This window comes from Marinobacter sp. KMM 10035 (assembly GCF_046537445.1).
Lineage (GTDB): Bacteria > Pseudomonadota > Gammaproteobacteria > Pseudomonadales > Oleiphilaceae > Marinobacter > Marinobacter sediminicola.
This window is the reverse complement of sequence record NZ_JBBVMG010000001.1, coordinates 1,224,847-1,244,743: the sequence shown is the minus strand read 5'-3', so window position 1 is coordinate 1,244,743 and position 19,897 is coordinate 1,224,847. Positions and strand designations below refer to the sequence as shown.

Annotated in this window: 21 protein-coding genes and 1 tRNA gene; 12 read left to right on the top strand and 10 right to left on the bottom strand. The window is 54.0% G+C overall.

From position 1 onward, the window contains the following. The first annotated feature begins 10 nt into the window (after positions 1–10). The 4 genes from AADB16_RS05540 to trmL all read left to right on the top strand — a co-directional run bounded on the left by AADB16_RS05540 (position 11) and on the right by trmL (position 3,671). On the top strand, positions 11–1,123 hold the full coding sequence (locus tag AADB16_RS05540; protein ID WP_410801893.1) for a multifunctional CCA tRNA nucleotidyl transferase/2'3'-cyclic phosphodiesterase/2'nucleotidase/phosphatase: 1,113 nt from the start codon (positions 11–13) through the stop codon (positions 1,121–1,123). Between the two features lie 9 nt (positions 1,124–1,132). Then, the gene (locus AADB16_RS05535) at positions 1,133–1,879 is read left to right on the top strand and encodes a pteridine reductase (protein WP_410801891.1); all 747 of its coding nucleotides are present in this window, start codon (positions 1,133–1,135) and stop codon (positions 1,877–1,879) included. A 130-nt stretch (positions 1,880–2,009) separates the two neighbouring features. Beyond that, entirely contained in the window at positions 2,010–3,188 is a 1,179-nt protein-coding gene (locus AADB16_RS05530; RefSeq protein WP_410801889.1) for an acetyl-CoA C-acetyltransferase, read from the top strand. Between the two features lie 6 nt (positions 3,189–3,194). After that, complete coding sequence (gene trmL, locus AADB16_RS05525) at positions 3,195–3,671, top strand: tRNA (uridine(34)/cytosine(34)/5-carboxymethylaminomethyluridine(34)-2'-O)-methyltransferase TrmL (RefSeq protein WP_309043742.1); 477 nt, start codon at positions 3,195–3,197, stop codon at positions 3,669–3,671. Positions 3,672–3,723: 52 nt separating this feature from the next. Here the strand turns inward: trmL and secB are convergent, their stop codons facing one another. Next, entirely contained in the window at positions 3,724–4,227 is a 504-nt protein-coding gene (secB, locus tag AADB16_RS05520) for a protein-export chaperone SecB (protein WP_200202903.1), read from the bottom strand. A gap of 152 nt (positions 4,228–4,379) precedes the next feature. Next, on the bottom strand, positions 4,380–4,796 hold the full coding sequence (locus tag AADB16_RS05515; RefSeq protein ID WP_298449127.1) for a rhodanese-like domain-containing protein: 417 nt from the start codon (positions 4,794–4,796) through the stop codon (positions 4,380–4,382). A gap of 159 nt (positions 4,797–4,955) precedes the next feature. Between AADB16_RS05515 and gpmM the strand changes: the two genes are divergently transcribed. The 4 genes from gpmM (at position 4,956) to AADB16_RS05495 (ending at position 10,000) form a co-directional block, all read left to right on the top strand. Next, on the top strand, positions 4,956–6,503 hold the full coding sequence (gene gpmM, locus AADB16_RS05510; RefSeq protein WP_410801886.1) for a 2,3-bisphosphoglycerate-independent phosphoglycerate mutase: 1,548 nt from the start codon (positions 4,956–4,958) through the stop codon (positions 6,501–6,503). Between the two features lie 20 nt (positions 6,504–6,523). Continuing rightward, positions 6,524–7,666: a murein hydrolase activator EnvC family protein gene (locus AADB16_RS05505; protein WP_309043904.1), complete on the top strand. Its 1,143-nt coding sequence runs from the start codon at positions 6,524–6,526 to the stop codon at positions 7,664–7,666. A gap of 97 nt (positions 7,667–7,763) precedes the next feature. Continuing rightward, positions 7,764–9,161: a S41 family peptidase gene (locus AADB16_RS05500; RefSeq protein ID WP_410801884.1), complete on the top strand. Its 1,398-nt coding sequence runs from the start codon at positions 7,764–7,766 to the stop codon at positions 9,159–9,161. Between the two features lie 47 nt (positions 9,162–9,208). Next, a complete protein-coding gene (locus AADB16_RS05495) occupies positions 9,209–10,000 on the top strand; it encodes a divergent polysaccharide deacetylase family protein (protein WP_410803591.1) in 792 nt (263 codons plus the stop codon). Here AADB16_RS05495 and hisF read toward each other — a convergent pair. The 5 genes from hisF to AADB16_RS05470 all read right to left on the bottom strand — a co-directional run bounded on the left by hisF (position 9,997) and on the right by AADB16_RS05470 (position 13,384). Further along, positions 9,997–10,770, bottom strand: coding sequence for an imidazole glycerol phosphate synthase subunit HisF (gene hisF / locus AADB16_RS05490; protein ID WP_410801882.1), 774 nt, complete (start codon positions 10,768–10,770; stop codon positions 9,997–9,999). The two genes, AADB16_RS05495 and hisF, sit on opposite strands and share 4 nt — an antisense overlap. Before the next feature lie 14 nt (positions 10,771–10,784). Then, a complete protein-coding gene (hisA, locus tag AADB16_RS05485) occupies positions 10,785–11,522 on the bottom strand; it encodes a 1-(5-phosphoribosyl)-5-[(5-phosphoribosylamino)methylideneamino]imidazole-4-carboxamide isomerase (protein ID WP_309043746.1) in 738 nt (245 codons plus the stop codon). Further along, a complete protein-coding gene (hisH, locus tag AADB16_RS05480) occupies positions 11,516–12,157 on the bottom strand; it encodes an imidazole glycerol phosphate synthase subunit HisH (RefSeq protein ID WP_309043747.1) in 642 nt (213 codons plus the stop codon). The genes hisA and hisH overlap by 7 nt, the downstream gene beginning before the upstream one ends. Positions 12,158–12,196: 39 nt before the next feature. Further along, positions 12,197–12,796 (bottom strand): imidazoleglycerol-phosphate dehydratase HisB, encoded by a 600-nt coding sequence (gene hisB, locus AADB16_RS05475; protein ID WP_200202910.1) that lies wholly within the window; start codon positions 12,794–12,796, stop codon positions 12,197–12,199. A gap of 126 nt (positions 12,797–12,922) precedes the next feature. Then, positions 12,923–13,384, bottom strand: a complete 462-nt coding sequence (locus AADB16_RS05470; protein WP_410801879.1) for an SRPBCC family protein — start codon at positions 13,382–13,384, stop codon at positions 12,923–12,925. A gap of 203 nt (positions 13,385–13,587) precedes the next feature. On the opposite strand from AADB16_RS05470, the gene AADB16_RS05465 reads away from it, so the two are divergent. From AADB16_RS05465 to AADB16_RS05450, 4 genes are all read left to right on the top strand, one after another. Then, entirely contained in the window at positions 13,588–15,789 is a 2,202-nt protein-coding gene (locus AADB16_RS05465; RefSeq protein ID WP_410801877.1) for an AsmA family protein, read from the top strand. After that, entirely contained in the window at positions 15,789–16,856 is a 1,068-nt protein-coding gene (gene mutY, locus AADB16_RS05460) for an A/G-specific adenine glycosylase (protein ID WP_410803590.1), read from the top strand. Before AADB16_RS05465 ends, mutY begins: the two co-directional genes overlap by 1 nt. Before the next feature lie 70 nt (positions 16,857–16,926). Continuing rightward, positions 16,927–17,199 carry an oxidative damage protection protein gene (locus AADB16_RS05455; protein WP_298449145.1) on the top strand — a complete coding sequence of 91 codons (273 nt, stop codon included), beginning with the start codon at positions 16,927–16,929 and terminating at the stop codon, positions 17,197–17,199. 121 nt (positions 17,200–17,320) lie between these two features. Beyond that, positions 17,321–17,396: transfer RNA gene (locus AADB16_RS05450), tRNA-Phe, on the top strand. Positions 17,397–17,512: 116 nt separating this feature from the next. Here the strand turns inward: AADB16_RS05450 and AADB16_RS05445 are convergent. The 3 genes from AADB16_RS05445 to AADB16_RS05435 form a co-directional block, all read right to left on the bottom strand. Beyond that, the gene (locus tag AADB16_RS05445; RefSeq protein WP_410801875.1) at positions 17,513–18,298 is read right to left on the bottom strand and encodes a hypothetical protein; all 786 of its coding nucleotides are present in this window, start codon (positions 18,296–18,298) and stop codon (positions 17,513–17,515) included. Between the two features lie 103 nt (positions 18,299–18,401). Further along, the gene (locus AADB16_RS05440) at positions 18,402–19,016 is read right to left on the bottom strand and encodes a hypothetical protein (protein WP_410801873.1); all 615 of its coding nucleotides are present in this window, start codon (positions 19,014–19,016) and stop codon (positions 18,402–18,404) included. After that, positions 19,006–19,887 carry a TIGR04255 family protein gene (locus AADB16_RS05435; RefSeq protein WP_410801871.1) on the bottom strand — a complete coding sequence of 294 codons (882 nt, stop codon included), beginning with the start codon at positions 19,885–19,887 and terminating at the stop codon, positions 19,006–19,008. The genes AADB16_RS05440 and AADB16_RS05435 overlap by 11 nt, the downstream gene beginning before the upstream one ends. Positions 19,888–19,897: the final 10 nt, after the last annotated feature.

The following is a 19,897-nucleotide window of genomic DNA, read 5'->3' as shown; positions in this document are numbered from 1 at the left end:
CGAACCACCCATGCAAACCTATCTGGTTGGCGGCGCTGTTCGCGATGAACTACTGGGCCTGAACGTTAAAGATCGGGACTGGGTAGTTGTCGGTGCAACCCCGGAACAAATGCTCGCCCTTGGCTTTACCCAGGTAGGATCAGACTTCCCCGTATTCCTGCACCCGAAAACTCATGAGGAATATGCCCTTGCCCGTACAGAGCGCAAGCAGGGGCATGGCTATCATGGCTTCTCGGTTTACAGTGCCCCGGATGTAACGCTGGAAGAAGACCTGCTGCGCAGGGACCTCACCATCAACGCCATGGCGCGCTCCGAACAGGGCGAGTTGAGCGACCCCTTTAATGGCCGCAAAGACCTTGAGGCAAGAGAGCTGCGACACGTTTCACTGGCCTTTAAAGAAGACCCCCTCCGAATTTTGCGAACCGCGCGATTTGCGGCGCGTTTTCAGCCCCTGGGTTTTCGTGTTAGCGCAGAAACCATGGAGCTGATGCGTTCTATGGTTGCCGAGGGCGAAGTGGGACATTTGGTGCCTGAGCGGGTATGGCAGGAGATTCAGCGGGCTCTGCACGAAAATGCCCCCGGGACGTTTTTTCAGGTGTTGAGAGACTGCGGCGCGCTCGGCGTGTTGATTCCAGAACTTTCACCTGAGGCGCACTTTGGCGCGGCGATTGATGCACTGCAGCGGATTCACGCCCGCAAGGGTTCAACCGCAGCGCGTTTTGCTTCACTATTTTGCGCACTTGATGAACCCACGGGGGCAGCAAGAGCCAAGGCACTGAAAGCACCCAACGATTGCCAACAGCTTGCCCGGCTGACGATGATTTTCATCCCCGCACTCCATCAGCTCGACCCGCTGCAGCCAAATGCAGGCACTTTGCTACAACTTCTGGAAAAGGCCGACTTGTGGCGGCGACCGGAACGGTTTGCGGGACTGATCAATGTGCTTGAATGCGCTCTTGGCACCACGAATCGGTTACAACTGGAAGCACTGAATAACGCAGCAAAGGCTGCATCAGGCATTGACCCGAAAATGCTGATGGACCAAGGCTTTTCAGGCAAAGAGCTGGGCGATGCAATCCGGTCCGAGCGTCTGGCGCGCATAAGCCAGACATCACTATCCTGAGGAACCATCATGCCTGAACATGCACCTGTCGCCCTGATTACCGGTTCGGCCCACCGCCTTGGCGCTCGCACTGCGCAAATGCTGCATGAGCGGGGCTGGAACATCGTCATCCATTATCGTAGCCGCGAAGTTCAGGCCCTCGGCCTTGCTGAATCAATGAATCAGCAGCGGCCAAACTCTGCCGTGGCACTGGAGGCGGACTTGAGCAACACCTCCGGCACCAGGCACTTGGGTACCGAAGCCACGGCTCAGTGGGGGCGGCTGGATGCACTGGTTAACAACGCATCGGTGTTTTACCCAAACCCGACGCCTGAAGCCACGGAAGACGATTGGGACAGCATCATGCACACCAATCTGAGGGCGCCTTTTTTCTTGCTGCAGGCGTGTCTTCCGGCTTTGCAAGCTAGCTCAGGCAGTGTCGTAAATCTCATTGATATCTACAGTGAAAAGCCGCTGGCAGACCACCCTCTCTATTGCGCCAGCAAAGCAGGGCTCGCGGCGCTCACCCGCGCCTGGGCCAAAGATCTGGCTCCAGAGGTGCGGGTGAATGGCGTGTCTCCCGGTGCCATTCTCTGGCCCGAGGGCGACGCGGCCGTTGATGCGGACTACCAAAGTCTAATACTGGCAAAAACGCCCCTGAATCAAACCGGCACACCAGACGATATCGCCCGCACCATCGTGTTTCTGCTGGCGGAAGCGCCGTTTATCACCGGGCAAATCATTTCCGTCGACGGAGGTCGCAGCCTCAACATGTAGGCCGAGGTTTGGGCCTACGCTTTTGCCCGCTCGTCCTTTCCGGCTACAATGCGCGCAACTTTATACTCTGTGTGAGCAAGGCTTGTTACAGCGCCCTGCCGAAGCACACTCACCTGACTGGAGATTTCCTATGCGTGATGTCGTCATCGTTGCCGCCCGGCGTACAGCTATTGGAGCATTTGGCGGAGGCCTTTCCAGCCTTCGTGCGGACCAGCTCGGCACCGCTGTTATTAAAGCACTGCTGGAGGAAACCGGTGTTGCCGGCAGCCAGATCGATGAAGTCGTTCTGGGCCAGGTTCTGACCGCAGGCTCCGGCCAGAACCCGGCACGCCAGTCGGCCATCAATGCTGGGCTGCCCGCATCTGTACCCGCTATAACCATCAACAAGGTGTGCGGCTCCGGCCTCAAAGCCGTTCATATGGCCGTTCAGTCAATTCGCTGTGGCGATGCTGAAATGATTATTGCGGGCGGTCAGGAAAACATGAGCCAGGCGCCCCACGTGCTACCCAACAGCCGCAACGGCCAGCGCATGGGTAACTGGACCATGATCGACACCATGGTTACCGACGGCCTTTGGGACGCTTTTAACGACTACCACATGGGCATCACGGCGGAGAATATAGTCGAGAAATACGGCATCAGCCGCGACGAGCAGGACGAGTTCGCAGCAGCCTCTCAACAAAAGGCGGTTGCCGCCCGAGAAGCCGGTCGCTTTGATGGTGAAATCGTGCCCGTTTCTATACCCCAGCGTAAGGGCGACCCGATTGTTGTGAGCAAGGATGAAGGGCCCCGCGACGGCGTATCCGCCGAAGGCCTTGGCAAACTCCGCCCTGCGTTCAAAAAAGACGGTACGGTGACTGCAGGCAACGCCTCGTCCCTGAACGATGGCGCGGCAGCAGTCATGGTGTGCAGCGCTGAAAAAGCAAAAGAATTGGGCCTGACACCTCTGGCAACCATCAAGGCCCACGCCAATGCCGGCGTAGACCCCACTATTATGGGCACCGGCCCAATTCCTGCCAGCCAACGCTGCCTGAAACTGGCGGGCTGGAGCGTTGACGATCTCGATCTGGTGGAAGCCAACGAAGCCTTTGCGGCCCAAGCCATCTCCGTAAACCGCGATATGGGCTGGGACACCAACAAGGTGAACGTCAACGGCGGCGCCATTGCTCTGGGCCACCCCATTGGCGCTTCTGGCTGTCGCATACTGGTTTCACTTTTGCACGAAATGGTACGCCGTGATGCGCACAAAGGTCTGGCAACCCTATGCATCGGTGGCGGTATGGGTGTTGCCCTTGCAGTTGAGCGCTAAAGCCAAATGCTGAATGTGGTGCTATACGAGCCGGAGATACCGCCCAATACGGGCAATATCATCCGACTGTGCGCCAATACCGGCTGCAATCTGCATCTGATTGAGCCTCTGGGATTCACTCTGGAGGACAAACAGATGCGGCGTGCGGGCTTGGACTATAACGAATACGCCACAGTTAAAGTGCACAAGAACTATCAGGCATTCCTGGACAGTGAGCAGCCTCAGCGCCTGTTTGGTCTCACCACGAAAGGCCACCGTTACTATCACCAGGTGGCCTATCAGGAAGGTGATTACCTGATGTTCGGCCCGGAAACCCGCGGTCTGCCAGAAGATGTACGCGAGGGTCTATCTGCAGAGCACTGCCTGAAGGTACCCATGTGCCCGAATAGCCGAAGCCTCAACCTCTCCAATACCGCGGCTTTGGTAGTTTACGAAGCCTGGAGGCAGCTAGGGTTCGAGGGCTCACCAGGCAGCACGTCATAAACAAAAAACCCGGCAACTGCCGGGTTTTTTTAATCAGGATAGAGCAAAACGCTTAGTGAGTTTTCTGCTCGGCACCGGCTTCACCGGCTGCCTCTTCCTGCTTGCGCTGCAATGCCTGGGCATAGATAGCGTCGAAGTTAACAGGCGCCAACATCAATGCCGGGAAGCTACCCTTGTTAACAACACCATCAATTGCTTCACGGGCATAGGGGAACAGAATAGTGGGGCAATAGGCACCCAGCATCTGGCCAAGCTGCGGCCCGTCAATACCAGAAACCAGGAACACACCCGCCTGTTGAATCTCGACAATGTAAGCAACTTTGTCGTCAATTTTCGCCGTAACGGTCAGCGACAGAACAACTTCGTACTGGTTGTCACTGACTTTTGTGTGAGCGGTATTCAGATCCAGGTTTACATGCGGCTTCCACTGCTCCTGAAATACCACCGGTGAATTCGGGGACTCAAAAGACAGATCCTTCACGTAGATACGCTGAAGCGCAAACTGAGCTTGATTCTGGTTTTCGTTGCCTGCGGCGGCTTGCGGATTCTCAGCCATGTTAAGTCCTTTTGCTTTAGTAGGGAGTCTTAGAGAGGGCTCAGGGCCCGTTGTTATAGTTACATCTGCCGTGACAGTCTACTGCCTGGCGACGATCGGTTATGTGAAACAGTGCGGCAGATCGGCGCTCAGATCAAGTTATGCTGCCGCTGCTATTTTTTTACCAGCGGCAAATTGCTGGCCTTCCAGTCGCTGACCCCGCCGTTGAGTCGCACCACATTGGTGAAACCTTCTGCGTTCAGCTGCTTGACGGCCATAGCGGAATGCTGCCCCATTTTGTCCGCCACAATAATCTGCTTGCTCTTGTGCTTATTCAGCTCGGCAGCACGGCCTTTAAGGCTGCTCAGCGGAATATTGATTGACCCGGTAATGCGGCCTTCGCCGAACTCTTTGCGGTCACGGATATCCACCACTATGGCTTCGTCCCGGTTGATCAGGCTAACAGCACCCTGTGCAGAAATCTTGGCACCACCCCGCCGGGACTCCAACACAAGAATAGCGATCAGAAAGGCTACAAACAGCGAAGCGAGAATGTAGTGGTTAACGACAAATTCAAACAACCGATCCATGAGGTTACCCTGAAAATAAGTTTGGGCGGATTATACACAGCCTGCACGCCCGACAGAAGGTGACCATACAGGTGACGACTGTGGCCTCAAAGTGTAAAAATGGATAAGCTTCACGCCTACTTCTGAAAATTTACTGCAACTCTACCTCCGGACTGAATGATGACAGCATTGCGCAAGCCGACGGCACTGATAATTCTAGACGGCTGGGGCCACCGTAACCCCGCTGAAGATAACGCGATCAGCAACGCCAATACGCCTTTTTGGGACAAGCTCTGGGCCTCCAGACCTAAAACCCTCATCAACACCTCCGGTATGTTTGTAGGCCTGCCACAAGGCCAAATGGGCAACTCCGAAGTCGGCCACATGAACCTTGGTGCGGGTCGCGTGGTTTATCAGAGCCTGACGCGCATCGACAAAGACATAGAGGAAGGAACCTTCAACGAAAACACGGTTCTTTGCGCAGCAATCGACAAAGCCATCAGCAATGGCGGCGCCGTTCATCTTATGGGATTGCTCTCTCCCGGCGGCGTTCACTGCCATGAAGACCACATGCTCGCAGCCGCCGAGCTTGCTGCCGCTCGAGGTGCGAAAGAAGTATATATTCACGCATTCCTGGATGGCCGCGACATGCCACCCCGCAGTGCTCGCCCATCCCTTGAGAAGGCTGCTGCAAAGCTGAACAGCCTGGGCGTAGGTCGCGTGGCCTCCATTGTTGGTCGCTATTTCGCTATGGACAGGGACAACCGCTGGGACAGAGTAGAAACAGCCTACAACCTGATGACCTTGGGCGAATCAGAATTCGTAGCTACAGACCCGGTGTCGGGCCTGGAACAGGCATACGAGCGCGGCGAGAACGATGAATTTGTTAAACCAACCCTGATTCAGAACGCGGGCGAGCCCGCTGCCACGATCAACGATGGCGACGCCGTTCTGTTCATGAACTTCCGGGCTGACCGGGCCCGGGAAATGACCCGCACGTTTGTAGATGAGGGTTTTGACGGATTTGAGCGCAGGAAACATCCTAAGCTTGCAGATTTTGTGATGCTCACCGAGTACGCGGCAGATATCAAAACCTCCTGCGCCTACCCGCCGGAGCAACTGGTCAACGGTTTGGGCGAGTATCTGGCGGGGCTCGGTAAAACACAGTTGCGCATTTCCGAAACCGAAAAATATGCCCACGTCACTTTCTTCTTTAACGGCGGGCAGGAAACACCTTTTGCGGGCGAAGATAGAATTCTGGTGCCATCCCCTAAAGTGGCAACCTACGATCTACAGCCAGAGATGAGCGCGCCGGAAGTCACCGACAAGCTGGTAGAAGCCATCAAGAGTGGAAAATATGACCTGGTGGTATGCAACTACGCCAACGGTGACATGGTGGGCCATACCGGCAAACTGGATGCAGCCGTAAAAGCCGTAGAGTGCCTGGATCAGTGCGTACAGCGAGTAGTCGAGGCGCTGGAAGAAGTCGATGGTCAGGCACTGATAACAGCCGACCACGGCAACTGCGAGCAGATGACTGACCCCGAATCTGGCCAGGTTCATACAGCACACACCATTGGGCCCGTACCTCTTGTCTACACAGGTAGCCGCGAGGTAAGCCTGAGTGATGACGGTAGCCTGAGCGACGTAGCCCCCACCCTGCTCGCATTGATGGAGCTGGAACTGCCGAAGGAAATGACCGGGCACAGCCTGGTTAAAATCGGTTGATCCGGAAACAGGCCACAGCATTGCGATTGACGGCGGCACTGACGCTGGCACTCACGTTTCTGGTGGGTGCTGCTGCGCCATTAGCGTTTGGGAAAGAGGTAACGCCAGCCCAGATCGAAGCCCTCAAAAAACGCATTGAGGGAATCGACAAATGGCTGGCGGACGCTGAAAAGGACCGCTCCGCCTTGGAGCGACAGCTGGCTGCGGCTGAACGCACCATCAGCCGGCTGACTCACGAGCGCAGATCTCTGGGGGAGCAGGTAAAAGAGCAGCAACAACAGCTGGCTACTTTGCAAAGTGAAGAACGGGAACTGACGCGCACCCTGGAGCGCCAGAGGGAAAGCCTGAAAAAGCAGATACGCACCGCCTGGATGGAAGGCGACGCTCCCGCCGTGAAAGTGCTGCTCAACGAAATCAATCCGGACAACATTGCCCGGACCATGACCTATTACGAATACCTCAGCCGCGACACAGTGCGGCGACTGGAAACCTTCCATAAGAACCTGGAAGAACTAAAGGTCACGCAAGCCGCCGTGCAAAGCACCCGCGCCAAACTTGCGAGCGCAGAGGAAGGGGTTATTAAACGCCAGCAAGCGCTAAAAGCCTCTCGTCTGGAGCGCCAGAAGACGCTCGCAGCGCTTGACCAGGACATCCGCAGCCATCGCAGCGAAAAGGATGAGCTGGAATCCGATCGCAAGCGGCTGGAAAAGCTGCTTTCGGAAGTTCAGCAAGCCATCGCCAGCATTCCATCTCCCAATGAATCCGCCCCCTTTCAGTCGCTTCGCAACAAATTGCCGTGGCCGGCACAGGGCAGAGTGGTTAGTCGTTTTGGCGAGAAGTACGCCGATGGCAAACTGCGCAGAAACGGGCTGATCATTCAGACCCGCGAAGAAGCTGAGATCAAAGCCATTCACTATGGTCGGGTTGTTTTTGCGAACTGGCTCCGGGGCTTCGGGCTGATAACAATTATTGATCATGGAGATGGCTACATGACACTCTATGGCCACAGCAGTAGCCTGTTCACCAGCCCTGGAGACTGGGTTGCAGCAGGGGAAGCCATTGCACAAGCGGGCCGCACAGGCGGAACCGAAGCGCCGGCACTCTATTTTGAAGTTCGACATAATGGCAAACCGGACAACCCGGGGCGCTGGCTGACTAACTGAACACCCGCAGCGGGGCTGACAAACGGGCCCGCTGACGCCATACTGTCGGGATATAGCAGGTTCAGCCCAACTACCGGAATAACCACGGGATATGTGAATGAAACGGGTCCGACGTACACTCCAAGCCTCACCTTTGCGCTCAGCCATCCTCGCCGCCTGTTTCATCTCCCTACCCGGGTTTGCATTCGCCCAGGATTACGCGGCAGATAGCTCCCAGGTACTGGAAGGTATGCAGGACGGTGAGCGTATTGAAATCACGCTGCCGGACCCGGAAAAACAACTGCCCCTGGACGATCTGCGTAAATTCACTGAGGTGTTCAGCCGCATCAAGGCAGCCTACGTGGAAGAGGTAGACGATCGCCAACTGCTGGAAAGCGCCATCAAAGGCATGCTATCCGATCTCGACCCGCACTCTACTTACCTGGCGCCCAAGGACTATGAAGAGCTGGAGGAAAGCACCTCTGGCGAGTTTGGCGGCCTGGGCATTGAAGTGGGCATGGAGAATGGCTTTATAAAGGTTATTGCCCCCATTGATGACACACCTGCTCAGCAGTCCGGCGTTCAGGCAGGTGATCTGATCATCAAGCTTGATGAAAAGCCCGTAAAAGGCATGAGCCTGGAAGAATCCGTTCAACTTATGCGTGGCAAGCCTGGCACCATCCTTACGCTGACCATCATGCGTGAGGGCCAGAGCGGCCCCTTAGAAATTGATGTTGAGCGCGCAGTTATCAAGGTAACCAGCGTGAAGAGCCGCATGATCGAAAACGGCTACGGCTATGTGCGCGTGACTCAATTCCAGGCTGAAACCGGCGGGCAGTTTTCGAAAGCCCTTAACAAACTGAAAGAAGAGCACGACGGCGATCTGGACGGGCTGGTGATAGACCTTCGCAACAACCCAGGCGGTGTGTTGCAGGCAGCCGTAGCAACCGCTGACGCTCTTCTGGATGAAGGGCTGATTGTGTACACCGAAGGCAGAATTCAAAGCTCCCGCCTTCGGTTCAGCGCCAAAGACGGCGATCTGATGGAAGGCACGCCCATTGTTGTATTGATAAACGGCGGCTCGGCGTCTGCATCTGAAATTGTTGCCGGTGCCCTGCAGGATCACAAGCGAGCCGTCATAATGGGCACACAGTCCTTTGGCAAAGGCAGCGTTCAGACTGTTATCCCGCTGGACGAAACCCACGCCATCAAAATGACAACGGCGCGCTACTACACCCCCGACGGTCGCTCCATACAGGCCACCGGCATTAAGCCAGACATTGAAGTAAAGCCGGCCGAACTGAAAGAGCTGGATAGCCGCCCTTTCTTCACTGAAGCGGATCTGAGTGGCCACCTGATAGGTCAGGACGAAGAAACGGAAAGCAAAGACAAACAATCGAAGAGCGAAGATCAGCCTGGCTCCATAGCAGACAGGGATTATCAGCTACGGTCAGCACTTAACCTGCTGAAAGGACTGAGCATTCTGAACCGTAAGGGAGCCGACGCAGCACAGTGAAGGCATTCTCTCGCTTAACTCTGGCCACCTTTTTGGCCAGACTGACACTGGCTACCTTGGTGGGCGTTGCTACAAGTGCAGCAGCAGACCCAGTGGCACAGGATGTTCCGCCAACCATCGCCATCATTATTGATGACATGGGGCACAACCTGCACGAGGGCGAGCGTCTGGCCAACCTGGATCAGCCGCTCACTCTGGCATTTCTGCCCTATCGCCGCCACACAGACCCGCTCGCGCGCCTGGCACATAGTCGCAGCAAAGAAATCATGCTGCACATACCTATGGCCAACACCCGGAACTTCAGCCTTGGGCCAGGAGGCTTAACGCCGGATATGGACGAGTCGGCGACAACCATAACCCTGCGCCGTGCTTTGCAATCCATCCCCTACGTGCAAGGGGTGAATAATCACATGGGCAGCCTGCTAACCCAGCAGTTGAAACCTATGGACTGGGTTATGAAAGAGCTGTACCGCTACCCGGTCTATTTTGTCGACAGCCGCACCATTGCATCATCCGTTGCAGGTGACGTCGCCACGGCTTACCAGATTCCTACAATGACCCGGGACGTATTTCTTGATCACGAGCAAACAGAAGAGTTTGTAGATCGGCAATTCAAGGAATTGATTCGGCAAGCGAAGGAAAATGGCAGCGCAATCGGCATTGGCCACCCGCATACAGTGACGGTCGATTACCTGGAAAAGCACCTGCCCCTGCTGGATGAGCAGGGGATCGCTATTGCTACAGTGAGCGGGCTCTGGGCTATTCGTAACAACAACCAGAAAATGTTTGCAGAAGGGGAAAAGCAGACCATACGGCCCGCCTTTGCCAAGAAAGACTAATCCCGAACCTCAATTCCCTGGGCCCTCATGAAGGCCTTTGCTTCGGGAATGGTGTGCTCACCGAAGTGGAATATCGAAGCTGCCAACACCGCATCTGCGCCGCCTTTGGTAACGCCGTCTGCGAGATGCTGAAGCTCGCCCACACCGCCTGAAGCGATCACAGGAACGGATACCGCATCGCTGACTGCACGGGTCAGCCCCAGATCAAAACCGATTTTAGTTCCATCTCTATCCATGCTGGTAAGCAAAAGCTCGCCGGCACCCATTTCTACCATTTTGCGCGCCCATTCCACGGCATCCAGCCCTGTCGGCTTACGCCCACCATGGGTAAAAATCTCCCAGCGGGGCTCTTCGCCTTCAGCACTTACCTGCTTGGCATCAATCGCAACCACAATGCACTGGCTTCCAAACCGTTCTGCGGCTTCTTTTACCAGCTCAGGATTGAATACGGCCGCGGTGTTTATCGCAACCTTGTCTGCACCAGCATTTAACAGCTTACGAATATCCTCAACAGCACGAACACCGCCGCCTACAGTAAGCGGTATGAAGACCTCTGCCGCCATGCGTTCAACCATTTCATAGGTTGTATCGCGACTTTCACTGCTTGCGGTGATATCCAGAAAGGTGATCTCGTCGGCGCCCTGCTCATTATAGCGGCGAGCGACTTCTACGGGATCTCCGGCATCCCGGATATCCACAAAATTCACGCCTTTTACAACGCGCCCTTTATCCACATCCAGGCAAGGAATAATGCGTTTAGCCAATGTCATAGTATGTGCCTTATTCAGCCTTGCAGGGAGTCGCAGTATGCCTGGGCTTCAGCAACATCCAGTGTGCCTTCATAGATCGCCCGGCCAGTGATCGCACCGATGATGCCTTTATGGGCAACCGGCGCCAAACGCTTAAGGTCATCCATATTGGTTACGCCACCGGAAGCGATTACCGGAATGCCACCCTCTTCTGCCAAAGCAGCCGTGGCTTCCACGTTAACGCCCTGCATCATGCCGTCACGGTTAATGTCGGTGTAAACAATAGATTCTACGCCATCGTTGGCAAATCGCTTGGCCAGATCAACGGCCATCACTTCGGAGACTTCAGCCCAGCCATCTGTTGCAACGCGGCCGTCTTTGGCATCCAGGCCTACAATAATGTGGCCTGGGAAGCGCTTACACATTTCCGTCACAAACTCAGGCTCTTTAACCGCTTTGGTGCCAATAATCACCCACTGCACGCCGGCTTTGAGATAGGCCTCAATGGTTTCTGCTGAACGAATACCGCCGCCAATCTGTATGGGCAAATCCGGGTATTTCCGGGCAATGGCCTTTACGATTTCTCCGTTAACCGGCTCGCCTGCAAATGCGCCGTTCAAATCAACAAGATGCAAACGGCGGGCACCAGCTTCCACCCAGCGGGTGGCCATATCAACCGGGTCACCACCAAACACAGTGGAATCTTCCATGCGGCCCTGGCGTAACCGCACGCATCGGCCGTCTTTCAGATCAATGGCGGGAATAATCAGCATGTTCCGTTCCAGTCAGTAAAGTTTTTGAGTAGTTGCAGCCCTGCCCCGGCACTTTTCTCCGGATGGAACTGCACTGCAAAAATGTTGTTGCGGGCGACTGCCGCTGCCAGATCAACGCTGTAATGGCTGCGCCCGGCAATGTCTGCATTACCTTCTGCCTCAGCATAGTAACTGTGCACAAAGTAGAAGCGCTCGCCATCGGGAATGCCCTGCCAAAGAGGATGCTCAACCGAATGGTAAACCTCGTTCCAGCCCATGTGGGGCACTTTCAAGCGCTCACCGTTGACTACCAGGTTGTCGCCAAAATAGCGGACCTCAGAAGGAAACAGGCCTATGCAATCAACACCGCCATTTTCTTCGCTGCGGGACATCAGCGCCTGCATGCCGACGCAAATACCGAGAAACGGACGGTCGCGAGACACCTCGCGCACCAGTTCATCCACACCCAGCCGGCGAATTTCCGCCATGCAATCACGTATGGCGCCGACACCGGGGAGAATCACCCGGTCAGCTTCACGAATCTGGTCTGCGTTGTCGGTCACCAGAACTCTGGTGTCCGGGGCTACATGCTCTACCGCCTTGCGGGCAGAGTGAAGATTACCCATGCCGTAGTCTATGATGGCAACGGTTTTCATGGTCGGTTCTGTGTCCTTCAGTGGCTTTGGAACGGCAGCTTACAGCGAACCTTTGGTAGACGGAGTAACACCCGCCATCGCCATGCGCTCATCCATTTCAACCGCCATACGCAGGGCACGGCCGAATGCCTTGAACACAGTTTCAATCTGGTGGTGGGTATTCTTGCCGCGCAGGTTATCAATATGCACAGTCACCATGGCATGGTTGATAAATCCACGGAAAAACTCTTCAAACAGATCCACATCAAAGCCACCCACAACTGCGCGGGTAAACGGCACTTCCATAATCAGGCCAGGGCGGCCAGACAGGTCAATCGCAACGCGAGAAAGGGCCTCATCCATGGGCACATAGGCATGGCCGTAACGGCAAATGCCTTTTTTATCTCCCACCGCCTGCTTGAACGCCTGGCCAAGAGTAATGCCAACGTCTTCCACTGTGTGGTGGTCATCAATGTGCAAATCGCCTTTGGAAACGATATCCAGATCCATCATCCCATGACGGGCAATCTGCTCCATCATGTGTTCCAGAAAGGGTACGCCTGTATCAAATCTGGATTTGCCGGTACCGTCGAGGTTAATGTCGACAGTGATCTGGGTTTCAAGGGTATTTCGTTCTACCCGAGCCTTACGTTCGGCCATGGAGACTCCGTAGCAAATTAAGTGGCACAACGCCGGAAAATATCAATTCCGGGATTATACCTTTTATGCCCTCAGGAGTCCCATAACCGGATTAATCGCTACGATAGTTCGTCTGAACAGAAAAAATCAGAAGGCCTTCTTAAGATTGGCCATGTAAGTGTCCACCAAGCCGTTGAACTCATGCTTGATAACAGGACTGATGGCGAGTTTCAAAAGCCCGGGCAGCGGCAGAGTAAGCTCAGCGCTGGTCTGGAATTTCGCAATGGTGGCATTATCTCCTTTTGCATTCAGCACCCAGGACCCGCGCACCAGGCCATTACCCTCGCCTTTTACAGGCTCCCAGGTAATTTTCCCTGAGTCTTTGTCTGAAGCATACTTGCTTGCGTATACAGATTGGATTGCGTGCTTGTCGACACCCACCTTTTCCATTTCCCAGCGGTAAGTGTTATCGCCCAAGTCTGTGAGCTTATTCACTTTTGGGAAATGGGCTGCAGAGCGCGGCACATCTGCCAGCAGGTCGAATACTTCGTCATAACTGCCCGGTATTTCAAGCTCTCGGTTCAGTTCAATCGAAACAGTAATAGCCACAGCGAACTCCTTTTTATGGTTATTCAATAATTCTCAGCGCGGAAACAATGGGGGTATTTTGGCCTAACACTACGGCATTGTCATACTCCCACCCTGTTAATTTGTTAACCCTGCGTTATCCTTTAGCTTATTCGCACCCGGATTCGGCTTGAATCCTGAAAGCTATCGCACCAGTTCTCGCAACAAGAAAGGACGCCCGAAACATGAAAGCCATACGTTATGTGCTGATCGCCATCGTTGCAGTAATTGTTCTCGCCATTGCCGCGATTGCTATTGCCATGGTTGTTATCGACCCAAATGATTACAAACCGCAGATCGAAAAAGTTGTTGAGGAAAAAACCAACCTCGACCTCATTCTGGAAGGCGATATCGGTTGGTCTTTCATCCCTCTCGGACTTGAGTTGAATGATGTTGAGGCCACTCTGGATGGCGAGCGACTCGTTGCATTGAAAAAACTGGTGGCACAGATCGACTTCTGGTCTCTGATTGCCATGTCGCCCCAGGTAGACACCTTCGTACTCGACGGGCTCGAGGCCCACCTGACCATCAACGAGCAGGGCGAAGGCAACTGGACCCACATCATGCCGGAGCCGGCAGAAGGCGAAGCGAAAGATAAGCAGGATGTTGCCAGCACACCTGAACAAACGCCTGCAGCGGGCACCAGCGACGAACAGGACGGCGAGGCCCTTAACTTTAATGTCGATAACGTGCAGATCAGCAATGCCCAGGTGCACTACAGCGATCTGGGCACTGGCCAGAAAGTGACGCTTGAGGATTTCACGGTAAACGCCAGCAGCATTACTCTGGGCTCTGAGTTTCCGCTGGAGATCGGTTTCCGTGTAGAAACAGCCCAGCCACAGTTCGCAGTAGACGGAAGCATAGAAGCCCGCCTTGCTGCCAACGAAGCGCTGAACGATTTCGCGATGTCTGGCCTGAAAGCAGAATTCAAAATGAATGGCGAGCCATTCGGTGGCAAATCCGTAACTGCCGAAATGTCTGGTTCGGCCAAGGCCAACCTGGAAAATGAAACAGCAACGCTGAGCGACTTTACCGCCAGCCTCGCAAACCTGACCCTGAGTACCAATCTGGACGTTAAAGGCTTCGGCGCCAAGCCAGCCCTGAAAGGCAGACTGGCCATCAACGAGTTTTCCCTTAAAGATCTGCTCGAAAACCTGGGACAACCTGCGGTTGAGACAACCGATGAAGCCGTACTGCAGGCCATCGCGTTCTCCACCAACATCGGCGGCCCCGCAGGCAAACCTGCGTTGTCTGACCTGGTAATCAAACTGGATGACACCACCTTCAAAGGTTCGGGTAGCTACAACCTTGAAAACGGCGGCATTGTGTTCGACTTGCAAGGTGACACGCTCAATGCCGACCGCTACCTACCCCCCGCGGTTGAGGGTGCAGATGTTGAAAGCGATAAACCAGCTAAAACAGCCGCCGCTGGCCCGGAAGGCGATCTCCTGCCACTGGAAACCCTGCGCGGCCTGCTACTGGATATCGACTTCGGACTGGGCGAACTGATTGTCAGCAATCTCACCATCAACGAGATCAAAGCCAGCACAACCGCCAGCAAGGGCCTGCTGAAAGTGGACGAGTTGAGCGGCAAGCTCTATGAAGGCAGCTTTGGCGCAAACGCCACCATTGATGCCCGCACCGACACTCCAAAATGGACAATAAAATCAGATGTCAGCAATGTGCAAACCCTTCCCCTGCTGGCAGATCTGGCAGAAATCACCATGCTTGCCGGTGGCGCCAACCTTAAAGTGAATGCCACTACCTCGGGCAACCGCATCTCGGCTCTGAGAGACAAAGCTGACGGCCAGATCAGCTTCAACCTTGCGGAAGGCGAGTTCCGCAAAATGAACCTGACTCACCTGGCCTGCCAAGGCATTGCCCTGGTCAACCAGGACCAGCTATCAACTGATGACTGGGGCGACACTACGCCATTCAACGATATGCGCGGCACCCTGGATATCAACGGCAACATCTTCGATAACACTGACCTGGTCGCGTCACTCGCCGGTATGAAGCTGGAAGGCAAAGGCACCGTTGACCTGAAGCAAACACTGGTTGATTACGAGTTAGGCCTGAGGATTGTGGGCGATATCCACCGCGACAACGCCTGCCGCGTTACCGAGTACGTGGAAGACGTGGTTATACCGGTGGAATGCCGTGGCGATTTCTCAGCCGGTGCAGCCAGCCTGTGCTCCTTTGATGGCTCACGCTTCCGCGACACCCTGAAAACCATCGCTTCAAATGCCGCGCGTAAAAAGGCCAATGAGGAAGTGGATAGAGCCAAAGATAAAGCTGAGGAAAAGGCACGTGAAAAGCTGGAAGAAAAGCTCGGCGAAGGTGCAGGCGACAAGGTAAAGGATGCCCTCAAAGGTTTGTTCAAGTGATAGCAGACCGCTTCGCTGACAACCTTCTGAAATGGTATGACCAACACGGCAGGCATAACCTGCCGTGGCATCACGACCGCACCGCCTACCGGGTTTGGGTTTCTGAAATCATGCTTCAGCAAACCCAGGTAGCAACGGTTATACCCTACTACCAAGCGTTCATGGCGCGCTTCCCGGATGTTCAATCCTTGGCGGATGCGCCAACGGATGACGTACTCAGCCACTGGTCCGGGCTTGGCTATTACGCCCGCGCCCGCAACCTGCAAAAAGCCGCCCGCGCCGTTATGGAAGATTTTGGCGGCACCTTCCCTGCCACACAAGAAGAGCTGGAAAGCCTCATCGGCATTGGCCGCTCCACCGCAGCAGCCATTGTTGCCCAGGCCCACAACAAGCGCGCTGCCATTCTCGACGGCAACGTAAAGCGGGTGCTGGCACGCTATCACGCCGTTCCCGGCTGGCCCGGCCAAACCTCCGTACAAAAGCAGCTGTGGGTGCACGCAGAAGCACACACACCCGATGAACGTGTTCGGGACTATACCCAAGGCATCATGGATCTCGGCGCCATGGTATGCACGCGCACCCACCCGGCCTGCGAGGACTGCCCTCTGCAAAAAGGCTGCACGGCGTACGCCAGAGGAGAAACCACCCTCTACCCTGGGTCAAAACCGAAAAAGGCAAAGCCGGAAAAAACCACCTGGATGGTCATACTTGAAGACTCGGAAGGTCGTATCCTGCTTGAACGCCGGCCACCCAGCGGCATTTGGGGTGGGCTTTGGAGCCTGCCAGAGTTGGACCCGGCTTATGGAGCAGATGAGCTGCAGGAAGCCTGCGAGAGGAGCCTTGGGGTTAATTGCACAGAGCCGGAGCTGATCGATGGTTTTCGTCACACATTCTCCCACTACCATCTGCACATTCAGCCCGCCCGGCTGAACGTCGCCAGGCAAAACTCCGTGAAGGACGATGCCCAGCAGAAATGGCTGCACCGGCACGAAGCCCTGGCTCTGGGCTTACCGGCGCCAATCCGCACGTTGCTCACAAGCCCGGGGCAAGCCAGCCTACTGCAATAACAGCCTGTGCCCGCTCAGCCGGCACTATCTGATATCATCTATTTACTTATCTTTGACAACAGGAGCGATCATGAGCCGTACCGTTTTCTGCCGTAAACACCAGAAAGATCTCGAAGGCCTGAGCTTCCCCCCCATGCCAGGCGCCAGGGGTCAGGACATCTACGACAACATCTCCAAACAGGCCTGGGAAGAATGGCAGCACGAGCAAACCATGCTCATCAACGAAAAGCACCTGAGCCTGATAGACCCGAACACCCGCAAGTACCTGCAAGCTCAGATGGAGCATTTCTTTAACAACGAACCTTTCGACAAAGCCGAAGGCTATGTACCACCGGAGAAATAACCCCGGTTTGATCAAAGCCTGACCAACCCTGAAAAGAATCAGATATTTTTCCGGGCCGGCCTTGACTCACTACACCGAAACCGGTTTAATAGCGCCCCGTTGCACAGCAGTATAGCAACTTGCCCGGATAGCTCAGTCGGTAGAGCAGAGGATTGAAAATCCTCGTGTCGGTGGTTCGATTCCGCCTCCGGGCACCACTAATTCAATGACTTAGCCCGCCTCGTGCGGGCTTTGTTGTTTTTAAGCCAGACTTGTAAGCAATATGTAAGCAAGTTCAGTCAAGATGAAAGAGATGGACCCGCCAAATCAATCCTCAGGAAGGATCAAGGTCAACGCCGGTGTCTGAGTCACCAGACTTCAGAGACTCAGAATCCAAGTTCAATTTCACAAACCTTGTAAGATAAGAAACAAATGTGTGGCTGTCTCGATCAACGTAATTTTCGCTTACATCATTGAACCCAGAAACATCGCTAAGACTTACGGCCAGCTCCTCGATTAAATCCTGAATAGCTGAAAAGACTTCATCGCCAACATCGTCGCGGAGCAATGCAAAAATTTCGAAGTCGTAACAGTCAGCTTCTACCAGAGAGTCAATCCAAACATACAAAGCTCTGATATAACTTTTACCTTCATAGCCCTCGATCCGCGCAGCCTCATCAATTTTGGGAAGCGCTGGCTCAAGAACCTTGAAAAGCTGCTCATTGAACTGGTCCGGCAGCGCCGTCCTGGAATAACGATTGGCTCGCCAACGCACAACGCACTGACGGTCGAATTCTGACAACACAGACAAACACACTCCGGCAAGCACTTCAGCCAATTCTGCTTTTTGCACAGTGACGATAGCTTCTACCTTAGCTTCAAACCACTGCCCCTCAACCACTAGTTGAAGCTTTCGTACGCTATGCACGAATTGGTTGCCGTGAAACACGTCTCGACTTTTGATTGGCCTGAACACGCACAATTCAATGCACGGATCTGCACTATCCGCACGACATGCAATATCGCAGTCTTGAGAAATGACAACTAGAAGTGCATTTTCGGGCATTAACTTATGGCGTTTACGCAAGTCAGCACGAGGCAATGAGTCTAACCATGACACACAGACGTCCCTTCCCACGTCACTGACCCGAAAATAGCTTCCTTGGCGGAGTGAAACGTCGTGAAAAAGAGTCTGCCCCAGTGAAGTCACTGCAAAGAAATCCTTATGCGTGCTTGCTCAACTCATGAAGGGTCTCATCGCCAGATACGGAAGGACGAGAACTAGATGCGGAGATTTTCTCAAGCTTCTCATTTAAAACATGAGCCACCTGAGAAATTTTCTCAAAGTCCAGCTCATCTCGAACTAAAAGATCGAATAACGTCACACCATCAATCACATAGTTCTTTGCCATTGCACCAGGGCTTTTGGAGAAAATCGCCCCCAATCTTTCGAGTACCGGGGTCAACTGAAAAACTCTCTGACGAGTTTGGCTATTTGCGGTCCGTTCCGAATCCAGTCCTTTCGAGTACGAGTAAAGAGTTTGACGCGTCACACCAAAAATCCGCGCAATATCCTTATTCGGGAGGCCGAGCGAAATTTTCGCTTTTTGAATTACATCACCAATACCTAATGCAGCAACATCACTACGCTCGCTCGCGACAGCTTCGCTATCCACATTAATATTGGCAGTACTCCAATGCCCCTCCTCAAAGTTCACTACATAAGAGTGTGACTCCAGCAGATCCTCAGAAGGCAGCTCAATGCCCGCTGCGTGTGTAGAGAAAAGAAATGCACCTACCATCGCTGCCGAAGCAACACCACTTGAATTAGTCCACATTGCCGACCTCCTTATATCCCCATGCATCCTTAGCGTCATCAGAAATCGCATTCCAAAACACTTTGTTCGCATCCTCATATAGAGGAGCAAGAGACTCTACGACACTTTCCACACTAAATTGCGGACTACCAATGAAATTTTTGATGTGATCAACGTCAAGAATTCCATAAGTCTCACCAGATACGCTCAACCACTCCTTATGGCCACTAATAAGTAACGCACACCTCTTATCAGCCTCAAGAAGGTTGTCGGGCAGAACCTTATGAACCTTCCTATCATTGCACGGCAACTCTTCAAACCCCACCCTAATGGTTTGGCCTGGAGCTGTTTCGGCTTGTTTGGCGGTAAAGCCATGTATATGCCGCCGGCCTTCAAGCGCCCTCAGATTCGCAGGAAGAATGTCTTCTGAGATAAACTCTCTGAGCTCTTTTTCATTGTCAGGAGCAATCACATCCACGTATCTTAATCCAATACTTTTTAATAGAGCCTTTTCCAGACCAACAATTACGTCACGGCAAATGCAAAGCAACTTTTTGAAAGTCCCACTAAACTCCTCGAAAGTTTTGTAGTCGGTGGTTTTTAAAACAACAGTATTCTGGGTTATTTCAAAGATGTCCTGTTCTCCAGCAGCTCGGTATAAGTATCGCTTCCTAGACTCTTTGCGCTGTTTTACTTGTTGAGTGGCCGAGTCAATCATCACATCTACCAGCTCGGCCTGGCTCTCAATATTCTCCGAGAACCCCGCCTCTATCATATTTACGTGCAAGCTATGAAGCAGTTCTGGAGATGCAGCTGTGAGCGCGGGAACATCTGAGAACCTAAGATGAATAACCGCGTGCACGAGTGGAGGTTTAGCCAGAACTTTTTTCATTTTCCTACCT